We start from the raw sequence: 21,212 nt of genomic DNA, 5'->3' as shown, positions 1-21,212 counted from the left end.
CAACTTAAGATAAAATTAGTCAGCAGGGGCGACTTTTTCCTTGAACAACTTACCCGCCGAGAAAGCCGGAACAGTGGTAGCCGGAATTTCCATTTTATCGCCAGTTTTGGGGTTGCGCCCTTCCCGTGCCTTGCGTTCACGGGGTTCAAAAGTACCAAAACCAACTAAGGTCACTTTTTCACCATCAGCAACAGTTTCCATCACAGTATCAACAATTGCCGTCACAATTTGTTCAGCCGCTTTTTTGGTGACACCTGCTTTTTTTGCAACCTGATCAACTAATTCTCCTTTATTCATTTTATGAATCTCCTTTTTAGATTTTCAGTAATGTTTTGATTTATAAACTATCTATTAGTATATGTAAAGTTTTATGGTTGAAATACCTATACAATCATAGTTTACCAAATTTATTCTAATCTTTATTTGTTCAAATTGGATCACTTAAATTATTAAATTTGTCTTACTTTTTTGTATTTTTCAAACCAAAAATTTAATATTCTTTGATCTTAATGGCTTAAATGCTCATTATATAAGCATTTGAGGCAATTTTAAAATTGTAACAAAAATTAAATTAGATCAAAAAATTAACAAAAATTTGAAAATAAGCCCCCTCTCCCAAGGGCGAGGGGGACAAGACCATAACTTTAAGAATAAAAATTCAACATTAAAACTCAGGGGTGGGGACATAAAAACCACGATCTTCTAAGATTTCACGGGCTTCCTGTCCGGGTACATAATTATAACCCCAACCCGCCTGTTCCGAGTCATCAAGAATTTGAGGAGTAACTAAGACAATAACCTCATTTCTTTGACGAGTAGTGCTAGAACTTCTAAATAAAGCCCCTAAAATCGGAATATCGCCCAAAATTGGTACTTTTGTAACTGAAGATCGATCGGATTCCTGAATAATCCCTGCTAAGATTAAAGTTTGACCATCACGCATCCGAACCGAACCAGAGTCAAGAGTTCGAGATTGAATTAAGGTAATAGCACCATCAGGTGTACTCACACTATTACCGGGAGAGGAAACGGTTGGCCTTACTTGTAAAGTAACAAAACCATTATCATCAATCCCTTCAATTTGAATATTTAATTGAAGACCAGCTTGTTTAATAATCGGTTGACTAACAGTGGTACTGACATTTTCCACTACTTCTCGTCTCAATTCAAAACCGCCAAAAACCTCTTGAGTTAAGTTAATATTGGCTGTTTGTCCTGATTGGATCACAAGAGTGGGATCAGTGAGAATTTTGGCACTACCATTAGTGATTTGAGTGTTTAAAGAGGCAAGGAAACGACTGGGATATCTGATTAAAGAAGCAACTGACTGAGTAATGCTTCCTTCCGTCCCCTGTGAAAAAGTGCTTGTATTAGTCGAAGTTGTGGGAGTAACAGTACTGGTTGTGGTAGTAGTGGTGGGTGTTCCTTCTGTGATATCTGTAATTCTTATTTCATAAGGATCACTGGAAATAAACGGAAAGCGATTATAAAAACTTACATCTGGCCCTTGAGTTAAAGTCTGAGTGCTATTACTGGTGGTGTTGCCTAAAATATCTGTTGTGGTTAATTGAGTGGTATTTAAAGTATCTATCCCAGTATCTGGAATGATCCCAGTTCTACTGGCAAGATCAATATAAGTAGATGTCCCAGAAAATGGATTAGGAAAAAAAGGCGGACTAATCCCATTAGTTGAAGCCCCCGGAGCAGGTGTAAAAGGCCCAAAATTTCCTGCTAAAGATCCATTATTCACCGCAAAAAAGTTTTCACCAATGCCAAAAGAAAAGCTAGTATTAACATTTTCCGTATTAAGTAGGTTAACATCCACAATCTTCACATTAACCGCTACTTGTCTTTGACGGGCATCTAACTGTACTAAAAATTTACTGGCCATTTCAATTTGACGAGGTTCACCAATTAAAGTAATAGCATTTAAGCGTGGATCATTAACAATTTGCATTCCCGCTAGGAGACCTTCCTCCTCTACCATGTTTGTCAAAAAAGTGTTAGCTTCATCCACTTTAACTTGATTGAGTCGAAAACTACGAGTAACTAAATCCCTTGCTTGAGGTGGTAGTGTAGCTCCAATAAAAATGGTTCTGCCTCTACGGGTAGCTTGTAAACCGGAAACAATTAAAACGGAATTAAAGACATCCTGTACCGATTCATTTTCTAAATCTAAAGTAATATTAGAGGTCGTTCCTTCACCTCCTGCGGTATAAACCACATTCAAGTCAGCCGCCCTTGCCAATAAATTTAAAACTTCTTGCACCGGAGCTTCCCTTAAAACTAATCTCGGTACTCTGGCCGATGTACCTAGCTCCACATAGGTGGGCGATGAATCAATATTAGATACGGCAATATCACCAACCGGAGGAGCAACCGCTCTAGGGAGGAAAGGGGGTACAGGAGCTACTGGTTGAATCGGGTTGGCTGTGGGGGCAGGTCTACCATCAATGATGATTTCAGGATTAGGAAATAATACCTCTGGTTGTGGTGTATCAGTCTCAGTGGGAATATTGGTTTGAGCTTGAGCGATCACAGAGGGCGATTGATTTTCTTGATGATCCAAGGCTTGTTGAGTCACATTTTGATGAGACTCTAATTCTACTAAGGTTAACTCAAGATTACTGGCTAAAGCCGGATTAACAGCAGATAAAACAGTGGCAACCACCGTTAAAAGATGAATCGGTTTTTGATGATATTTCACGGAAGACTCCTCAACCAAATAAGATGATTATTTAATTTAAAAATAAAAAAATTTGTAATTAGTTAAAGCAAAAAAATTTAATATATCCAAATTGAGAAAAATTAACAGTTGTGAATTAATCTTAACTGTAAATTGTTAATTTGGGATCATTAAATTAGGATTGAAAAGTTTAAAGCACAAAACTTAATATTATTGTGGTGGTGTAGCAGGAGGGGCATTTTTAGCCGCTTGGGCTTCAGCTATTTTCTTTAATTCCTCCTCAGAAATGGGGTAAACCACATCAACCACAAAGGTAACTGATAATTTCGGCTCCGCTTGAGGTTTAATTTGCCCTTGATCAAACACAAAAGTGGCAGGACTGGAAACAGTAGCATTAAAATTTTTAATGACTATTAATGACTGAAAACGCTCTAATCTTTGAATAATTGACTTTGTTTGAGTTAAAGTACCTTCAAAACCAATATTAATAGTACGGCGTTGTAATTTTCCATTGAGTAAATCGCCAAATGAGCCATCATCCACCACCACCAAAGGTTCACCATTCTCCCCTGAAACAGGGTTATAGGTAGTCAATGTTACTTTTTCTTGTTGAAAAATTTTATTAAAATCAATTAATAACGTATCAACCGTTTTACTATTTGATAATAAGGCTAAAATTTGGGGTTGACGATTTTTTTTGTCAGCAATTTGTGCTTGAAGTTCGGCTATTTTTTGTAAAGCATTACTATTTTTAGTTTGATCTAATTTAGCCGATGTTTCTTCTTTTTTCTTTTCTAAAGCTTGATATTCTTTATAAGCTGGTAATACCTGTTGTGAAGTTAGATAACCACCTCCACCAACTCCCACTAACACCAATAAAATAAATATTACTTTAGGGGAAAAAGTAATCCCAAAGGCCACAGGATATTCTGCACCTTCATTCGTTTGCGCACCTGGGGTGAAGTCTTCAGCGATCGTCATTTTGTAATTACTCCTTTTTCTTGAAGAATTTTAATCCGAGAAACTAACCCTAATGCTCCCTTTTTAGTCAGATCATCTAAAATTTCTGAGGCAGGACGGACTTGAATCTCAGCATCTATACTATATTGAACCACTTGAGGAAATTCAACGATTAAATTTTCGGGAATATTCTCGATTGATCCTGCTTCTGGATTTTCCGTCAACGCCACATTGGTTAAAAATACTTTATCTTTAACAAAAAATCCGGATCTTTTGAGTGTCAGCAGAAAATCATTGGCCTGATCGTATGAAGTAGCTATCCCATCTATTTTGACCTTTTGAGTGGCAGATTGATTTTCCGCTTTAGCTTCAGCTTCACTTTGAACGATCGACTTAATCTGCACTCCTCTAGGTACATTATCAATTAACTCTTGTAAAATAGCTGAAATCGGTTGAATTTTATTAAAAATATCCACAAAAGCATCGGTTTGAGACTTGATTTGAGTATATTCTCCTTCTAGTTGGGTAATTTGTGTATTTTGTTCTTCTGCTTTTTTGATTTCAGCCTCTAATCTGGCAATTTCATCGGATGTTTCGGTTTTTTTTGTATTAATCCAAACCGAACCGACAAATGGTAAGCCAATTAACACGGCCGCAATGATACCCCCCCCCACCAGTGGCACCATACTACCCATCGTGGGGGCAGTTTTTTTCGCCTTGGCCGTGATTACTTCTTCGGGTTTACGATTAGGATCTTTAAGGAAATTAATATCTAAACTATACATTGATTTAAACCTCCCTCATTCCTAATCCTAAAATGATACCCATGGCCGGCCGTTGTGTTTGGGGTATTTCTTCCGTATGTTCGATCGCCAAAGATGCTACCGGATCGATCGACATACTGGGAATACTTAAGCGTTGACCAAAAAATTCGTCTATTTGACCTAAACCACCCCCTGGGCCTGCTAAAAGTAATTGTACGACTTCCAACTCCTCACTTTGATTCAGATAAAAATCAATGGATCGGCGTAGTTCGTCTGCTAATTCTCCTAAGACTCTCAAGAGAGCGGCCATGCCCGGATTAATCCCTGTGGCTCCGGTACGGGTGGTATCCACTGGCATATTAATGGGAATGGTCATCCCCTGTAATAATTCTGTATTGCGAGAAGGTGGTAAATTCATGGCTCGTGATAGGGCTTCTTGAAGTTGAAATGTGCCAATGGGAACAGTACGAGAAAATTGAGGTACTCCATCAACGATAATAGCAATTTCAGTCGTATCAAATTCAATATCAACTAAAACGGCCGCTTCTTTTGAGGCAAATTGTCTTAATTGTTCTCGGATGGTACGAATGAGGGCAAAACTATTAATATCTAGTACATCTACATTGAGTTGGGCTAGTTTAAAAGTTTCAAGGTACATATCAGTAACTTCTTTACGAGTAGCCACTAATAAAACTTGAACTTTCTCAATCCCATCTTCGTCTACAAAGTAACCTAATTTTTGATAATCTAGGTCGACTTCTTCTCTAGGATAGGGCAAATATAACCCCGCTTCATGATTTAAAACCATATCCTTGAGTTCCGCATCATCTAGTTCGGCCGGGATAGGGATAATTCTAATAATGGCTTCTCGCATGGGTACAGCGGTGGCTACTTTGGCCGCATTAATATTATGTTTAGCTAATATTTCTTGGAGTAGTTCGGCTAAGGCGGGGGAGTCTACAATTTGTCCTTCACTAAAAAGTCCTTCGGGGACTTCTTCTGAGATAAATTTGACTAATTTATAAACTTGTCCTTGCTTTTTCATTTGAACAATGTTAATGCGTTCGGCCGCTATTTCTAGCCCGATCCCATTAACTCTGGGGGCAAAAAGTTGTTTTAGTCGTTCTAACATAAGTTTTCAATTTTGATTTTTCATCTGTCAAAATTAGGTTAATTTGAGTGGACTGTTACCAGTAAACTGTTACCCGTAGGGGTTAACGGACGTTAGCCCCTAGAATGATTTAATTTGGTAGTGTAAAATTAATTGTCATTGTCTTGATTTTTTGTCTTGATTTTTTGGCCTTGCTCCTATTTGGTTTTAAGTGTTTTTTCTGCCTAAAACTTTTGATGAGCCTATTTAATGAAATCATAAACTAACCATGAAAAATCTAATCAGAAAAATTAAAAATCTTATTATATGGGTATTATTAGGATTAACTTTAAGTTGGCTTTTAAGTTGTAGTCCTAATCAGTCTACTTCTAATTCCAATCCTAAAGAGGTGGAATTTTGGACGATGCAACTTCAACCTAAGTTTACTGACTATTTTAACAAGTTAATTGCTAATTTTGAGTCGTCTCACCCCGATCTTAAGTTACGTTGGATTGATGTGCCTTGGAATGGCATGGAAAGTAAAATTTTAACGGCGGTTTCCGCTAATACTGCTCCTGATCTGGTGAATTTAAACCCTAATTTTGCTTCCCAATTAGCTAGTCGTAATTCTTTAGTTTCTCTTAATTCTCTCATTTCTAAGGAAATTCAGGATCAATATTTACCTAAAATTTGGGCGGCCAGCAGTATTAATGACCAAACTTTTGGTATTCCTTGGTATTTAACTACGAGGGTAACTCTTTTTAATCAAGATTTATTAACTAAAGCTGGAATTAAAGAACCTCCTAAAACCTATGAAGAATTAGGTCAATTTGCTAAAATTATTAAGGAAAAAACTGGTAAATATGCTTTTTTTGTAACTTTTGTTCCCTCAGATTCGGCTGAAGTTTTAGAGTCTTTGGTGCAAATGGGGGTAACTTTAGTTGATGCGCAGGGAAAAGCGGCCTTTAATAGCCCTGAAGGTATTAAGGCGTTTAAGTTTTGGGTTAATTTATATCAAGATAAGTTATTACCCCCTGAAGTTTTAACTCAGGGGCATCAACAGGCGATCGAGTTATATCAAGGGGGGGAAACGGCATTTTTAGCTTCTAGTGCGGAATTTCTCAATAATATTCAAACTAATGCCCCAGCCATCGCCGAGGTAACTTCTGCTTCGGCTCAGATTACGGGAAAAACGGGTAAAAAAAATGTAGCTGTCATGAACTGGGTGATTCCTCAGAATACTCAGGTTAAGGATGATGCTTTGGCTTTTGGTTTATTTGTGACTAATACGGAAAATCAATTGGCTTTTGCTCAACAGGCCAATGTTTTACCTTCCACGAAAGAGGCGATCGCCCAATATGTTAAGATTTTAGAGCAAAATTCCGAACAATCGGCCTTAGCCCAAGCCAGAAAAGTTAGTGCTTTACAGTTAGATACGGCGGAAGTTTTAGTTCCAGCCATGAAAGATCTTAATTTATTACAAAAAGCAATTTATGAAAATCTCCAACAAGCCATGTTAGGGGAAAAAACCGTAGATCAAGCCTTAAAAGATGCACAGATCGCATGGGATCAGCGCGTTAGCTCCTAAGTTATCACAAATTAGTCAGACTAAATTTAATCTTGATAACATTTTTGAAGTGCAGATGTGGCTAAAATGAAAAATTTAGATAAACTGAAATGTAAGATTTATCTGTCATTTTTTTATTTTAGTAATTTATGACTACAACCATTGAAAATATTACCCCAAACCACCATCAACAAAGAAAATGGACAGATTATTTTACCTTTAATACCGATCATAAAGTCATCGGTATTCAATATCTAGTTACGTCCTTTTTCTTTTATTTGATCGGTGGCTCATTAGCGGAGATCGTGCGCACGGAGTTAGCAACGCCCGATCCCGACTTTATTCAGCCTGAAGTTTATAATCAAATGTTCACCATGCACGGCACAATTATGATTTTTCTGTGGATTGTGCCAATGGGAGCGGCTTTTGCTAATTATTTAATTCCTCTGATGGTGGGGGCTGAAGATATGGCCTTTCCCCGCATGAATGCCCTTGCTTTCTGGCTTTTCCCCATCGGAGGCATTTTATTAGTTGCCAGTTTTTTAGTCGGCCCTTCCCAGTCAGGTTGGACTGCCTACCCTCCCCTCAGTTTATTAACTGGTAAATGGGGGCAAGAAATCTGGATTTTAAGTATTTTATTGGTGGGAACATCGTCAATTTTAGGGGCGATTAATTTTGCTACTACCATTTTAAGGATGCGGATTCCTGAAATGGATATACATAATATGCCTTTATTTTGTTGGGCAATGTTAGCAACCTCAGCTTTAGCTCTGTTATCAACACCAGTTTTAGCAGGGGCTTTAGTCTTATTATCCTTTGATTTATTAGCGGGAACATCATTTTTTAATCCAGTGGGGGGCGGTGATCCCATCGTTTACCAACATATGTTTTGGTTTTACTCCCATCCGGCGGTGTATATCATGATTCTGCCCATGTTCGGAGTTATTTCTGAGGTTTTACCCGTTCACGCTCGGAAACCCATTTTCGGTTACAGAGCGATCGCCTATTCTAGCTTAACCATCAGCTTTTTAGGGTTAATCGTTTGGGCGCACCATATGTTTACCAGTGCCACCCCCGGCTGGTTAAGAATGTTCTTCATGGCCGCCACCATGCTGATCGCCGTACCCACAGGCATTAAAATTTTCGGTTGGTGTGCTACCCTTTGGGGCGGAAAATTAAACTTAAATAGTGCTTTACTCTTTGGTTTTGGCTTTTTATCCTCATTTTTAATCGGTGGCTTAAGCGGTGTCATGTTAGCCTCAGCACCCTTTGATATTCACGTCCATGATACCTATTTTGTAGTCGCCCATATGCACTATGTGTTATTTGGGGGGGCTGTGTTCGGCATTTTTGCGGGGATCTATCATTGGTTTCCAAAAATGACAGGGCGCATGGTTAACGAAAATTGGGGAAGATTACACTTTATTTTAACTTTCATCGGCTTTAACCTCACATTCCTACCAATGCACAAATTAGGCTTATTAGGAATGAACCGCCGAGTGGCCTTATATGATCCCCAGTTTCAAGATTTAAACGTCTTAGCTACCGTTGGTTCATATATACTAGCAGTGTCTACGATTCCCTTTATCATTAATGTTTTGTGGAGTTTAGCCAAAGGGGAAAAAGCCGGCCGCAACCCTTGGAGGGCTTTAACTTTAGAGTGGCAAACTTCTTCACCGCCGATCATTGAAAACTTTGAAGAAGATCCCGTTTTATGGGCAGGCCCTTATGAATATGGCATTGATCTGGAGGATCCCTTTGAAGATCAAGAAGTAGATGAATTATTAACAGAAGTTGCTTCTGAATTAAGGTAATTATTAGTTGATAGTTGAAATAACCAGTCTCAATAAATTATCAACAGTGGAACGGGCATCCTGCCCGTTACAGGCTAGAAGCCTGTACCACAATATTTAATATTTACAGACTAAAAGCCTGTACTACAATATTTAATATTTACAGACTGGATGCCTATAACACAGTATTAACAGATCACAAATAACGAATAAAAATGCAAAGTACAACCCTACAAAATCAATCAATTACCATTAGTCAAGAACAAGAAAATAAAGGTCATCATGGCCATCCCGATCATCGTATGTTTGGGATAGCATTATTTTTAATAGCAGAATCAATGATCTTTTTAGGCTTATTTGCGGCCTTTTTAATTTATCGTTCCATGATTCCTGATTTTGATCAAGAATTAGAGTTAGCTTTACCTGCTATTAATACAATTATCCTCGTTTCTAGTAGCTTTGTTATGCACAAAGGGCAAGAAGCCATTAAAAACAATGATAATTCTGGCTTAAAATTATGGTTTGGAATTACTGCTTTAATGGGTGTAATTTTCTTAGGAGGACAACTATATGAATATAGTCATGCTCCTTTTGGTTTAACTACTAATTTATTTGCCAGTTGTTTCTATGTTTTAACAGGATTTCATGGCCTTCATGTTAGCTTTGGCTTATTATTAATTCTGGCGGTTTTATGGCGCGCTCGTAAAGAGGATCATTATTCAAGTCAAAAACATTTTGGAGTAGAAGCGGCCGAATTATATTGGCATTTTGTTGATGTAGTTTGGATTATTTTATTTATTTTAGTTTATTTATTATAGTGCTTAGATCAGGGTTCAACAATTGACAATTGACACCAAACAATTGATAATTGTTGAACTCTTTTAGTTTTTTTGTTAATGACAGCCACCTCAATCCTGATGTTTTTAATGACTACTTTTAGATTATACTGATTTTGAATGTGGAATTTTAAACTTGATTAAGTATGAATAAACCTCGAATTATTGTCATTACTTCTGGTAAAGGAGGAGTCGGAAAGTCAACGGTAACAGCCAATCTGGGCGCGGCATTAGCCAAACAAGGCAAAAAAGTCGTCTTAGTTGATGCTGATTTTGGTTTAAGAAATTTAGATTTATTATTAGGTTTAGAAAATCGAGTAGTTTATACGGCCATTGATGCGATCGCCGGAGAATGTCGTTTAGATCAGGCTTTAATCAAAGATAAACGTCAAAGCAGCTTGGTGTTATTACCCGCCGCCCAAAATCGCAATAAAGAATCAATCACCCCCAACCAAATGCGTCAAGTGATCGCCGCTTTAGCTAAAGTTTATCAATATATTTTAGTGGATTGTCCGGCCGGCATTGAAATGGGGTTTCGGAATGCGATCTCCGCCGCCCAAGAAGCAATCATTGTCACTAATCCAGAAGTTACCGCCGTTAGAGATGCCGATCGAGTAATCGGATTATTAGAGACTTATGGAGTGAAAAAAATCAGATTAATTGTGAATAGAATTAATGCGGATATGGTAGCTAAAAATGAAATGATGAGTGTGGAAGATGTTTTAGAAATCCTAGCGATCCCCTTATTGGGAATAATCCCAGATCAGCAACAGGTAATTATGGCCAGTAATAAAGGAGAACCTCTTGTTTTTAATGAGACTCCAACCCTTGCGGCCACAGCATTTGTCAATATTGCGAGGCGTTTAGAAGGGGAAAATGTACCCATGTTAGATTTAACCGTCAAGAAAAATATTTGGCAAAAGATTTTGAGTTTTTTCCAAAAAGAAACATAACATTTTTAGATAACTAATAACTAATAACCAATAAATTATTATGTTGAATGAACTTTTAGAAAAAATATTGAATTGGCACAAAATAGCACATACAAAAAATGATGCTAAACGGCGTTTACGCTTGGTAATAGCCTCCGATCGCATTGGTTTAAGTCCTGATAAAATTGAAAAAATGCGCGCAGAAATATTAGAAGTGGTGGCTCGTTATGTGGAAATTGATCTTGAAGATATGGAGTTTAATTTAGAAAATGATAGAAGAAATACGGCTTTAATTGCTAATTTACCGATTAAAAGAATTATCGAAGAAGATCAAGCAACGCCTAGTCCTTTAAATAAATCAAATGAACAAACAAAACCCCCTGAAAATCAAGAGGAAGAACAACAAGAAATTATAGAAATTGATTTTCAATCTAGTGTATATTCTTATAAAAAATTCCCTGAAGAATTTTAAACTTTTTGATTATTCATTAGTTATTTTTTAAAAATTCATTAATTATTAATTATCCATTATTATCTATGCCTATTTTAAGAAAATTTGCCTATCAATATCAATGGTTTTATGATACGGTTTCCGGTTTAGCTACCCTAAGTGTAGGGGGTGAAAAAAACTTTAGAAAATTAGCTTTAGAAGGTTTGGAAATTAACCGGAATACGAAAATTTTAGACCTTTGTTGTGGGGGTGGCCAAACTACTAAATATTTAGTAAAAACATCATCTAATGTAACGGGTTTAGATGCTTCTTTTAATGCTTTGGAAAGGGCTAAAATTAATGTGCCTCAAGCCAGTTATATTGAAGGTTTAGCGGAAGAAATGCCCATTGAAAATAATCAATTTGATCTAGTTCATTCTAGTGCGGCTATGCACGAAATGACAACGGATCAATTAACGGCAATTTTCGCTGAAGTTTACCGTATTTTAAAACCAAATGGTATTTTTACTTTTATTGACTTACATCAACCAAATAATATATTATTTGTACCGCCACTTATGGTATTTTTAAGTTTATTTGAAACTGAAACCGCTTGGAATTTTATCAAGTTAGATGTCATTAATTTATTAAAAACTACTGGTTTTAATATGATTAAACATCAATTATATGCAGGAGGAAGTTTACAAGTTATTCAAGTCCAAAAATAATGAGTGAGAAGTGGGAAGTGGGAATTAGTAAAAGTCTTGCCTGTTTCTCATAACCAATAACCAATAACTAATAACCAATAACCAATAACTAATAATTATGTTTAAAGTACCCTTATTACAGCCAGATTTAATATTAGGAAATACCGTTTTACATCTAACACCTGAAATCTTAAAAAAATACAATTTAAAGGGTTTAATTTTAGATGTGGATGAAACTTTAGTACCCTTAAAAGAAAAAGATATTACCCCAGAGTTAAGTCAATGGGTTGAGTCTATTCGTCAAGATGTTTCTTTATGGTTAGTTAGTAATAATTTAAGTAGCAATAGGATCGGGCGTATTGGTGAGGCTTTAAATATTCCCTATCTCACGGGAGCGAAAAAACCTTCCCGCCGTAAGTTACGAGAGGCGATCGTAAAAATGCAGTTACCTGTTGAAAGGGTGGCTATGGTGGGCGATCGCCTGTTTACCGATGTTTTAGCCGGAAACCGTTTAGGTACATTTACCATCTTAGTTGAACCGATGATCGATCCTGATCTGGCAAAATCTTACCCGATCCGTAACTTTGAAGTTTGGGTGTCACAAAAGTTAGGGGTTTCCCTCTCCCATTCACAAAACTTTACAACAGTTAACCCTTCTTCACAAAACGAAATATAAAGAAATTATTAAAAAAATTAAGTTTCTTTAATTTTTGTGTCATAATCGTTACATGAAATTAAATGAGGTCAGCCGATATAAAGACCTTAACTTATAACAAACCTCTATATACAGATAAGATCAGATTAGTTTTTTTCAACTAATCTGATTTTATGCTTTGAAAAAAAAGTATTTAATAATACAGTTAAATAGATCAGATTGGGGAAAAATATTAAAATATTATTTGTTATTGGTTATTTGTTATTTTTCATAGTTCATAATTTATCGTTTTTTAATGATCAATGAAACCTCGTATTATTGTTTGTGGTTTAGGGCAAACTGGTTTTCAAATTTACACCTTATTAAAAAATCAAGGCGCACAAGTAAAAGGTATTAGTGATCAACTTTTACCTTATCATGATTCTAACATTGTTATTGGCAATTTAAGAGCAAGATCAACCTTAATTCAAGCTGGTATTCAACAAGCTAAAACTTTAATTTTAGCTAATAGTGATGATGCTTTAAATGTGGCTATTTTAACGGAGGCTAGGGTTTTAAATCCTCAAATTAGAATCATTAATCGTCTTTATAATCATACTTTAGGGGAACGTCTTGATCAGATTATACCCGATCATGTGACCATGAGTGTGGCTTCAATTACCTCTCCAATTTTCGCTTTTGCGGCCTTAGGAAATAAGGCGATCGGTCAGTTACATTTATATAATCAAACATGGCCAATACATGAAGAAATTATTACGGAAAATCATCCTTGGTATGGATTAAAATTAAGTGAATTATGGTCAAATACCGCTAGAATGTTAATCTATTATTTACCCGCTCAAGGTGAAATGGATCTAGTTTCAGCCGTTAATAATGGAGAAACTTTAAAAGCAGGAGATCACTTAATTATTGGCAGTCAACCTACTATTAAAAATAAACAAAAATCTATTTTTAAAAAGATTATAAAAGCAATACTTAATCTTAAAAAATATCAGGATTACATTCAACCAGTTGTTTTAGTAATTTTAGCATTATTAATTACAATTTTCTTTGCAACTTTAACCTATGTTTGTGTTAATTTAGAAATTTCCATCGTTGATGCTTTATATTTTTCGGTGGGGATGATCACGGGGGCAGGTGGGAAAGAAGAAGTGGCCGAAAGTTCACCGGATTTAATTAAGATTTTTACTGCCATTATGATGATTATTGGAGCGGGAGTAATTGGTATTTGTTATGCTTTAATTAATGATTTTATCTTAGGTAGTAGATTAAAACAACTGTGGGATGCTACCCGTTTACCTACCCATAATCATTATATAATCTGTGGCTTAGGTGGAATTGGGATGGAAATAGCGAAACAATTACACTCACAAGGTTATGAAACAGTTGTGATTGAATGTAACCATAATAACCGTTTTATTCATTATGCCAGAAGTTTAGGGATTCCGGTTATTATTGAAGATGGGCGTTTAGTTTCCACCCTCAAAGCGGCCAATCTTGATCGGGCGCAATCATTGTTAATTGTGACAAGTAGTGATATGGTTAATGTGGAAATTGCCCTCACCGCTAAAGCGATTACTCCGAAATTATCCATCGTAATGCGAAATCAGGATACTCAGTTTGCGCAATCCTCACAAGAGGTTTTTGAGTTTGAAACGGTGTTTTCCCCCACTGAGTTAGCTACGCCCTCTTTTGTGGCGGCCGCTTTAGGTGGTAGAATTTTAGGCAATGGCATGACAAATGATTTATTATGGGTAGCCTTAGCGGTTTTAATCACTCCTAAACATTATTTTTGTGGTCAAAAAGTCAAAGAAGTGGCGATCGAAACTGATTTTGTGCCATTATATTTAGAAAGTGATAATCGTACCATTCACGGATGGCAATTATTAGAAACTTGTTTAAGATCTGGAGATATTTTATATTTAACTATTCCTGCTACTAAAGTTGAACAGATCTGGCGTAAAAATATCAGTCAAGAATTAGTTTTTAATCATTAATTTTAAAATTATTAAGTTATTAAAAGTTAAATTATGGCAATATTGCCACCTCAAAATTTCCGACTTTTCTGATTGATGATATTCATTAATGATACACTGTTTAATATGTTAATCGGTTTTTGATCTTTGGTTTGGGCAAAAGCTTTAAGGCCAGTCTTAAAACCGATATTTTGAGATTAACTTTTAATTTAACTATCTAAATTTAAAATATTATGGTCAAACCTATTTCAATTCTAGGCTCTACAGGCTCGATCGGTACCCAAACTCTTGATATTGTCTCCCAATATCCCGATCGCTTCAGGGTAGTTGGTTTAGTGGCTGGAAATAATCTTAAACTCTTAAGTGAACAAATTAAACAATTTCAACCGCAAATAGTTGCTATTCAAAACCCCGATCTTTTACCTGAGTTAAAAACGGCGATCGCCTCTTTACCCCGTCAACCTCAATTATTAGCGGGGCAAGATGGTATTATGGAGGTAGCCCGTTACGGTGACGCTCAAACCGTTGTAACTGGTATCGTTGGTTATGCGGGGTTATTGCCCACGATCGCAGCGATCGAGGCGGGAAAAGACATCGCCCTCGCCAATAAAGAAACCCTGATCGCAGGTGCGCCCGTAGTTTTACCCCTCGTCAAAAAATACGGAGTCAAAATTTTACCTGCTGACTCAGAACACTCAGCAATTTTTCAATGTTTACAGGGAGTGCCACAAGGAGGCTTAAGAAGAATCATTTTAACCGCTTCGGGTGGGGCTTTCCGTGATCTACCTGTGGAAAAATTACCCTCCGTCACCGTGGCCGATGCCCTCAAACATCCTAACTGGTCAATGGGTAAAAAAATCACAATTGACTCAGCAACTTTGATGAATAAAGGTTTAGAAGTTATTGAAGCTCATTATTTATTTAACTTAGATTATGATCATATTGATATAGTAATTCATCCCCAAAGTATTATTCATTCTTTAATTGAAGTTCAAGATACTTCTGTATTAGCTCAATTGGGTTGGCCTGATATGCGTTTACCTATCCTCTATACCCTCTCCTATCCTGAGCGCATTTATACGGATTGGAAGCCTCTTAATTTAGTGGAGGCCGGAAATTTAACCTTTAAAGAGCCGGATCATAATAAATACCCTTGTATGCAACTGGCTTACAGTGCGGGGAGAGCGGGAGGCTCAATGACAGCCGTCTTAAATGCGGCCAATGAACAGGCTGTAGCCTTATTTTTAGAAGAAAAAATTGCCTTTTTAGATATTCCTAAATTAATCGAATATACCTGCGATCGCCATCAAAATGATAATCAACAAAATCCCTCTTTAGATGATATTATTAACGCCGATAGTTGGGCAAGAAAAGAAGTTTTAGCGGCCAGTCAATTATTAGAAAAAAAACAATTAATTCCAGTAGCATCTGGGGTACAAATAGAAAAAAAAACTTCATTTAAAGAATTATATAATCAAGGAATAGAACAAGCTAAAAATCAAGATTATCAAGGAGCAATTAAGACATTTAATGACTTATTAAATGATTTTCCAACGGCTATTGATTGTTATATTAGTAGAGGTTTAGTCAGGGCAATGATGGGAGATCATCAAGGTGCAATAGACGACTATACTCAAGCTATTAGAATTGATCTGCGTAATGCAAAAGCCTTTTTTAATCGTGGAGTTTCCCGCCGTAAAATAATGGATCATCGGGGGGCAATTAGTGATTTTAATATGGCCATTTCTCTTGATGGAAATTATGGTTTAGCTTATTATCATCGTAGTCGTTCTTATGGGGCTTTAAATAATAATAAACAGGCCATTAATGATATTAATATTGCCATTGATTTATTATTAAAACAAGGTGATTTAGAAACCTATCAACAGGCGGTTAAATATTTAGATGATCTCAAAGAACATCAACAGTTTTTTTCCTATTAATTATTAATTATTAATTATTAATTAATAGTTTGTTGTTGGGTTTTAGGCCTAACTATAGCAATCCTAAATCATTTGTAAGTACCTAAGCAAAATTAATTACATTATGTGGAATGGGCATCCTGCCCGTCACAGGCTAGAAGCCTGTGCCACAACTGGGTAATTAATTACACACATCAAACCTGCGTAGGCAGGTTTTGTTTGTGTAGCAACGGGTTGAAACCCGTTGCATATATTTTTCTCAAAAAATAACAGTAACCAATGACAAAAAATCAACAAGGAAAAGTATATTTAGTAGGTGCTGGAATAGGTAAAATTGATTATTTAACTATTAAAGCACAACAATTAATAACTAAAGCTGAAATCTTAATTTATGACGATTTAATTAATGATCAATTACTCAATTTAACACCAGAAAATTGTTTAAAAATACCCGTAGGAAAAAGGGGAGGCCAAGCTAGTACACCCCAAACAAAAATTAATCAATTATTAATTGCTTATTGTGTACAAGGCTATCAAATTATACGCTTAAAAAGCGGTGATCCTTTCATTTTTGGCCGTGCTAATGAAGAAATACAAGCATTAAAAGAAAATGATTGTGATTATGAATTAATACCCGGAATTTCCTCAGCTTTAGCATCTCCATTATTAGCACAAATTCCCTTAACTGAAAAAAATTTAAGTCAATCTTTTACGGTTTTAACAGGTCATGATCTTCATCTTTTTAATTGGGAAATATTAGCTAATCTTGAAACTTTAGTAATTTTAATGGGGGGTAAAAATTTACCAGAAATTATTAATAAATTAAGCTTATCTCATAAATCTTTAAATACCCCCATTGGGATTATTAAAAATGCAGGTTTTCCCGATCAAAAAATTTGGCTCGGTACTTTAAATAATATTCTTAACAAAACTCAAAATCAAAAATTATCCCCTTCTGTTATAATTATTGGAGAAGTTGTTAAATTAAGTCCCCTTTTTAATCAAGAAATGTCCTTTAATTCTCAAAAATTAATTAATCAAAAAATTATTGTTACCCGTGCGATTGATCAATCAAGTAAATTTACTAAATTATTAGAAAAAGAGGATGCAACGGTAATAGAAATGCCTACTTTAGCTATTACTCCTCCTTCCACATGGCAACCTTTAGACTCAGCAATTAACCGTTTAAATGACATAGATTGGTTAATTTTAACCTCTGCTAATGGGGTTAATTATTTTTTGAATCGTTTATTTCAATTAGGAAAAGATTTAAGGGCTTTAACTAATCTTAAAATTGCCGTTGTAGGCAAAAAAACAGCAGAAGTTTTGCAAGAATATCACCTTATTCCTGATTTTATTCCACCTGATTTTATTGCAGATTCTTTAGTAGAAAATTTCCCCGAAAATTTAACAAATAAAAAGGTTTTATTTCCGAGAGTTGAAACGGGCGGCCGTACCATTTTAGTGGAAGAATTAAGCGCTAAAGGGGCGCAAGTAATAGAAGTTCCAGCTTATGAGTCGGGCTGTCCTTCTGAGATTAATTTATCTGCTTGGAATGCCCTCAAAAATCATCAAGTTGATCTGATTACTTTTGCTAGTTCAAAAACAGTTAAAAACTTTAATCTTTTAATCGAAAAAGCTTTAAATGATCCAATTTTAAATCAAGAAAATATTACTAAAGAAAGTTTATTAAATAATCTTAAAATCGCCTCGATCGGGCCGCAAACTTCCCAATGTTGTCAAGAAATTTTAGGCCGTTTTGATCTTGAAGCAAAGGAATATACTTTAGAAGGTTTAACACAGGCTATCATTGATTTTATTAATAATTAATAATTAATTATTCTCCTCTCCCAAACCCTAAAGAGTTGGGCTTTTTTGATCTAGCTTTAGCCTTAATGAATAAAATTTTTTTTTAAATTAATCAACACCTAAATAAGCCTGTAAAACTTCAGGATTATTTTTAATTTCTTCAGGTGTGCCATCAGCTAAATTAGTACCTTCTGCTAATACCCAAATATGTTCACAAACTGACATAATCATATCCATATTATGTTCAATAATTAAAAAAGAAATTCCCTGTTTATTCCATTCTAAAATATGTTCGCAAATTTGATTAATTAAAGTAGGATTAACACCTGCGGCCGGTTCATCTAATAAAACTAATTTTGGATTAGTCATTAAAGTTCTCGCAATTTCTAAAAGCTTTCTTTGCCCACCAGATAAAGCTCCTGCGAAATCTTTAGCCTTAGCAGAAAGTCCTACAGATTCTAAAATTGTCATTGCTTTTTCCCGATTTTCTCTCTCCTCTTGACGTATTTTTTGCCCTTGAAACCAGAGTTTTAAAAAGTTTTCTCCCGTTTGATTTTGAGTAGCTAATAACATATTTTCTAACACCGATAAACGGGATAAAACCCTAGCTACTTGAAAAGTTCTAATAAACCCTTTTTGGGCAATTTTATGGGGTGATAAATGATCAATTTTTTCCTGATTAAAAATTACTTCACCTCGATCGGGTACAATAAAATTAGCAAGAAGATTAAAAAGGGTAGTTTTACCCGCACCATTAGGCCCAATTAAGCCAGTAATAGTGCCTTGAGGAACATTAATATAAGCATTATTAACGGCACGAACTCCACCAAAATTTTTAAACATTCCTTTGGCTTCTAATAATAAGTTAGAATTGTGATTTATAGAATTTTGATTTGTAGTCATTTACTTTTAATTTTAATTAAATAAATTACAAATTGTTAATATTTTAACCACCATGATTATACCATTACAGTTAATTTTATTGCAAATTTTAACCATGTTATTAACAGTTATAATTGAAGCTTATCTGTTTAACTTAAAATTTAAAATTAATCGTCAAAAAAGTATAGAATTATCTTTTTTAATTAATTTTATTTCCTATTTTTTAAATTGGATTTTTTGGTTATTTATTAATTGGTTATTATCAAGACAATTTCCCTTAAAATTACAATTTATTAGTTATACAATTTTAGGTAAAATTAGCGATTTATCTTTAATAGATGAAGTTTTAGCTTTTGTAATTAGCTTTATTTTATTTAATTTTGTCATGGTAGTTACCCTTGAATTTTTCAGTTTTAATTGGGCTACTAAGTTAATTTTAATTAAACAAAATGGAGAACATGAATTATATGATTTTTTTGTTAATATTATCAGTGAAAATAACGCTAAAAAACTATTAACGATTATTATGGCTAATCTCTATAGTTATTTAAGCACAATTATTATTTTATTTTTAGCCCAGATCAGAAATATTTAAAAGTCATTGATTATTGGTCATTTGTTAGCTATCACCTATGGGTTAATTATCCATTATTAATTATTACTTAAATTAAAGTGTCAGAGCAAAAAAATAAATCTTGGCCAATATTTGTTAAACAAATTATTAAGCCACCCCAAGTTTATTCTTGGCAAACTTTTATTTTATTAAGTCTTATTTCGTTAAGTTTTGCCCTTTTATCTTTTGGTTTTCATTATGTTAATGGCATTAGAAAAATTACTTTTGTACCCAATTTAATTGCTAATTTTAGTTTTTTATTTCTTATTATTGGCTTAAGTTGGCTTTCAGTTCAAAAAAATTTGTTTTTTAGATCATGGCTGATCAGTAGTTTAATTTGTTTATTTATCTTTGGTAATATTTCACAATTACCTCATCAATTAGGATTGATTTTGTTGCCAATTCTTGCTAGTTTTATTGCCATTTTTCCATATTTTATAGACAAAAACTTTAAGTTTCATGGAGTAGAAGAAAAACATCGTTTAAAAGTTATTTTAATTGGAGGAGTTCATTTAATGTTAAGTTGTTGGTTACAAGTTTATTTTGTTTTTAATAATTGGGCAACTCAATATCCCACTTTATTAGCTGATTTTAGTCAAAGTTCTTTAATTATTAATCTTCAAACTCAAAATTATCCGAGAGGTAATTATTGGCTAAAACAAATTCAATTAAATTTAGATAATCAATTAAATAATAAACAATGGTTTATTACCCAAAAATGGATTGATAATGCGGTTTCTACCGATATTATTCAGCAAATAAAAAAACAAATTATTGATACAAATTCTTCTATTATGGAAGATACTTTTTGGAAGTTAAAAATTAAAATTGAACAGTCAGATTTTGGCTATAATATTAATTTATTGGCAATTTGGCAAGGCCCTAAATTTAAAGAAAAAGAGTATTTTTGTGAAAAAAATTGTCTTTTACAACCCCTTATTTTCTCCCCTGATGAACCCGAATTAACTACAACTCAATTTCAATGTGAACCCACTAAAATCCAAGGTTGGAAAGTAAATAATAAATATTTACAATAACATTATTAATCCAATTTTCAGTTTAATAATTAATAATTACCTCTACTTAAAAGTAGAGGATTGAAAATTAATAAAAAACTGTTAAGTAATAATTATATATTTTCTATATTCTTAAAAATTTGATTAATTAAATCAGAAGTTTTTTCTTCAATTTTAAGCCAATTAACTTGATTATCATAAATCAAATTAAGATCTATTTCAACCTCTTGTATTTCTTCAATTTTACTACCATTTCTTTCGGCAATATGTTGTTGTAATTCCATCACTTTACTATTAAAATTAATAAAACAAATTTGATAACATAACTCCCAAATATCTAAAGTAATAGTTTGATCATTTTTTGTTAATAATAATTGATATTGAGGGAAAGGTTCACTTAATTCTTGATAAGTTCCTTTCCATGTGGAGTTATCTAATTGTTTACGAATATTATCTATAATTCTAATAAAAATTGGTTGCATTAACAATTGAGCTTGTTCATAAGCTAAAATATTTTTAAATTTAGGTTTCATAATTAATGTAAACTTTAGTCAAAAATTTTGCAAAATATGTT

General features: G+C 34.4%; 18 protein-coding genes and 1 pseudogene. 12 read left to right on the top strand and 7 right to left on the bottom strand.

What is annotated here, in order from left to right; genetic code table 11:
- Positions 1-15: 15 nt before the first annotated feature.
- From Anndu_RS08395 to pilM, 5 genes are all read right to left on the bottom strand, one after another.
- Complete coding sequence (locus tag Anndu_RS08395; RefSeq protein WP_464103932.1) at positions 16-297, bottom strand: HU family DNA-binding protein; 282 nt, start codon at positions 295-297, stop codon at positions 16-18.
- 367 nt (positions 298-664) lie between these two features.
- Entirely contained in the window at positions 665-2,707 is a 2,043-nt protein-coding gene (locus Anndu_RS08390) for a secretin N-terminal domain-containing protein (protein ID WP_464103931.1), read from the bottom strand.
- A gap of 189 nt (positions 2,708-2,896) precedes the next feature.
- Positions 2,897-3,667: a hypothetical protein gene (locus Anndu_RS08385; protein ID WP_464103930.1), complete on the bottom strand. Its 771-nt coding sequence runs from the start codon at positions 3,665-3,667 to the stop codon at positions 2,897-2,899.
- Positions 3,664-4,431 (bottom strand): PilN domain-containing protein, encoded by a 768-nt coding sequence (locus Anndu_RS08380; protein ID WP_464103929.1) that lies wholly within the window; start codon positions 4,429-4,431, stop codon positions 3,664-3,666. The genes Anndu_RS08385 and Anndu_RS08380 overlap by 4 nt, the downstream gene beginning before the upstream one ends.
- 4 nt (positions 4,432-4,435) lie before the next feature.
- A complete protein-coding gene (gene pilM, locus Anndu_RS08375) occupies positions 4,436-5,542 on the bottom strand; it encodes a type IV pilus assembly protein PilM (protein ID WP_464103928.1) in 1,107 nt (368 codons plus the stop codon).
- 247 nt (positions 5,543-5,789) lie between these two features.
- Here pilM and Anndu_RS08370 point away from each other — a divergent pair, with 247 nt between their 5' ends.
- The 10 genes and pseudogenes from Anndu_RS08370 (at position 5,790) to cobA (ending at position 18,148) form a co-directional block, all read left to right on the top strand.
- Positions 5,790-7,088, top strand: a complete 1,299-nt coding sequence (locus Anndu_RS08370; RefSeq protein ID WP_464103927.1) for an ABC transporter substrate-binding protein — start codon at positions 5,790-5,792, stop codon at positions 7,086-7,088.
- Positions 7,089-7,216: 128 nt separating this feature from the next.
- A complete protein-coding gene (gene ctaD, locus Anndu_RS08365; protein ID WP_464103926.1) occupies positions 7,217-8,881 on the top strand; it encodes a cytochrome c oxidase subunit I in 1,665 nt (554 codons plus the stop codon).
- 194 nt (positions 8,882-9,075) lie between these two features.
- Positions 9,076-9,678, top strand: a complete 603-nt coding sequence (locus Anndu_RS08360; RefSeq protein WP_464103925.1) for a cytochrome c oxidase subunit 3 — start codon at positions 9,076-9,078, stop codon at positions 9,676-9,678.
- Between the two features lie 164 nt (positions 9,679-9,842).
- Positions 9,843-10,649, top strand: a complete 807-nt coding sequence (minD, locus tag Anndu_RS08355) for a septum site-determining protein MinD (RefSeq protein WP_464103924.1) — start codon at positions 9,843-9,845, stop codon at positions 10,647-10,649.
- A 40-nt stretch (positions 10,650-10,689) separates the two neighbouring features.
- On the top strand, positions 10,690-11,100 hold the full coding sequence (minE, locus tag Anndu_RS08350) for a cell division topological specificity factor MinE (RefSeq protein ID WP_464103923.1): 411 nt from the start codon (positions 10,690-10,692) through the stop codon (positions 11,098-11,100).
- Positions 11,101-11,165: 65 nt separating this feature from the next.
- A complete protein-coding gene (locus Anndu_RS08345; protein WP_464103922.1) occupies positions 11,166-11,786 on the top strand; it encodes a class I SAM-dependent methyltransferase in 621 nt (206 codons plus the stop codon).
- A gap of 97 nt (positions 11,787-11,883) precedes the next feature.
- A complete protein-coding gene (locus Anndu_RS08340; RefSeq protein ID WP_464103921.1) occupies positions 11,884-12,441 on the top strand; it encodes a YqeG family HAD IIIA-type phosphatase in 558 nt (185 codons plus the stop codon).
- Between the two features lie 281 nt (positions 12,442-12,722).
- Complete coding sequence (locus Anndu_RS08335; RefSeq protein WP_464103920.1) at positions 12,723-14,417, top strand: potassium channel family protein; 1,695 nt, start codon at positions 12,723-12,725, stop codon at positions 14,415-14,417.
- A gap of 212 nt (positions 14,418-14,629) precedes the next feature.
- Positions 14,630-15,802 (top strand): annotated as a pseudogene (gene dxr, locus Anndu_RS08330) (1-deoxy-D-xylulose-5-phosphate reductoisomerase); the annotation flags it as partial.
- A gap of 795 nt (positions 15,803-16,597) precedes the next feature.
- Entirely contained in the window at positions 16,598-18,148 is a 1,551-nt protein-coding gene (gene cobA, locus Anndu_RS08325; RefSeq protein WP_464103919.1) for a uroporphyrinogen-III C-methyltransferase, read from the top strand.
- An 87-nt stretch (positions 18,149-18,235) separates the two neighbouring features.
- Here cobA and Anndu_RS08320 read toward each other — a convergent pair whose 3' ends face one another.
- The gene (locus Anndu_RS08320) at positions 18,236-19,030 is read right to left on the bottom strand and encodes an ABC transporter ATP-binding protein (RefSeq protein WP_464103918.1); all 795 of its coding nucleotides are present in this window, start codon (positions 19,028-19,030) and stop codon (positions 18,236-18,238) included.
- A gap of 52 nt (positions 19,031-19,082) precedes the next feature.
- Between Anndu_RS08320 and Anndu_RS08315 the strand changes: the two genes are divergently transcribed.
- Both Anndu_RS08315 and Anndu_RS08310 read left to right on the top strand, forming a co-directional pair.
- Complete coding sequence (locus Anndu_RS08315) at positions 19,083-19,604, top strand: hypothetical protein (protein ID WP_464103917.1); 522 nt, start codon at positions 19,083-19,085, stop codon at positions 19,602-19,604.
- Positions 19,605-19,681: 77 nt separating this feature from the next.
- On the top strand, positions 19,682-20,659 hold the full coding sequence (locus tag Anndu_RS08310; protein ID WP_464103916.1) for a DUF5357 family protein: 978 nt from the start codon (positions 19,682-19,684) through the stop codon (positions 20,657-20,659).
- 92 nt (positions 20,660-20,751) lie between these two features.
- On the opposite strand, the gene Anndu_RS08305 is transcribed toward Anndu_RS08310, so the two are convergent.
- Positions 20,752-21,171: a hypothetical protein gene (locus Anndu_RS08305; protein ID WP_464103915.1), complete on the bottom strand. Its 420-nt coding sequence runs from the start codon at positions 21,169-21,171 to the stop codon at positions 20,752-20,754.
- Between the last annotated feature and the right edge of the window lie 41 nt (positions 21,172-21,212).

The sequence above is a fragment of the Annamia dubia NIES-4383 genome (genome assembly GCF_055394725.1).
The sequence above is the reverse complement of the archived record's forward strand: the minus strand, read 5'-3'. Positions and strand labels throughout refer to the sequence as shown.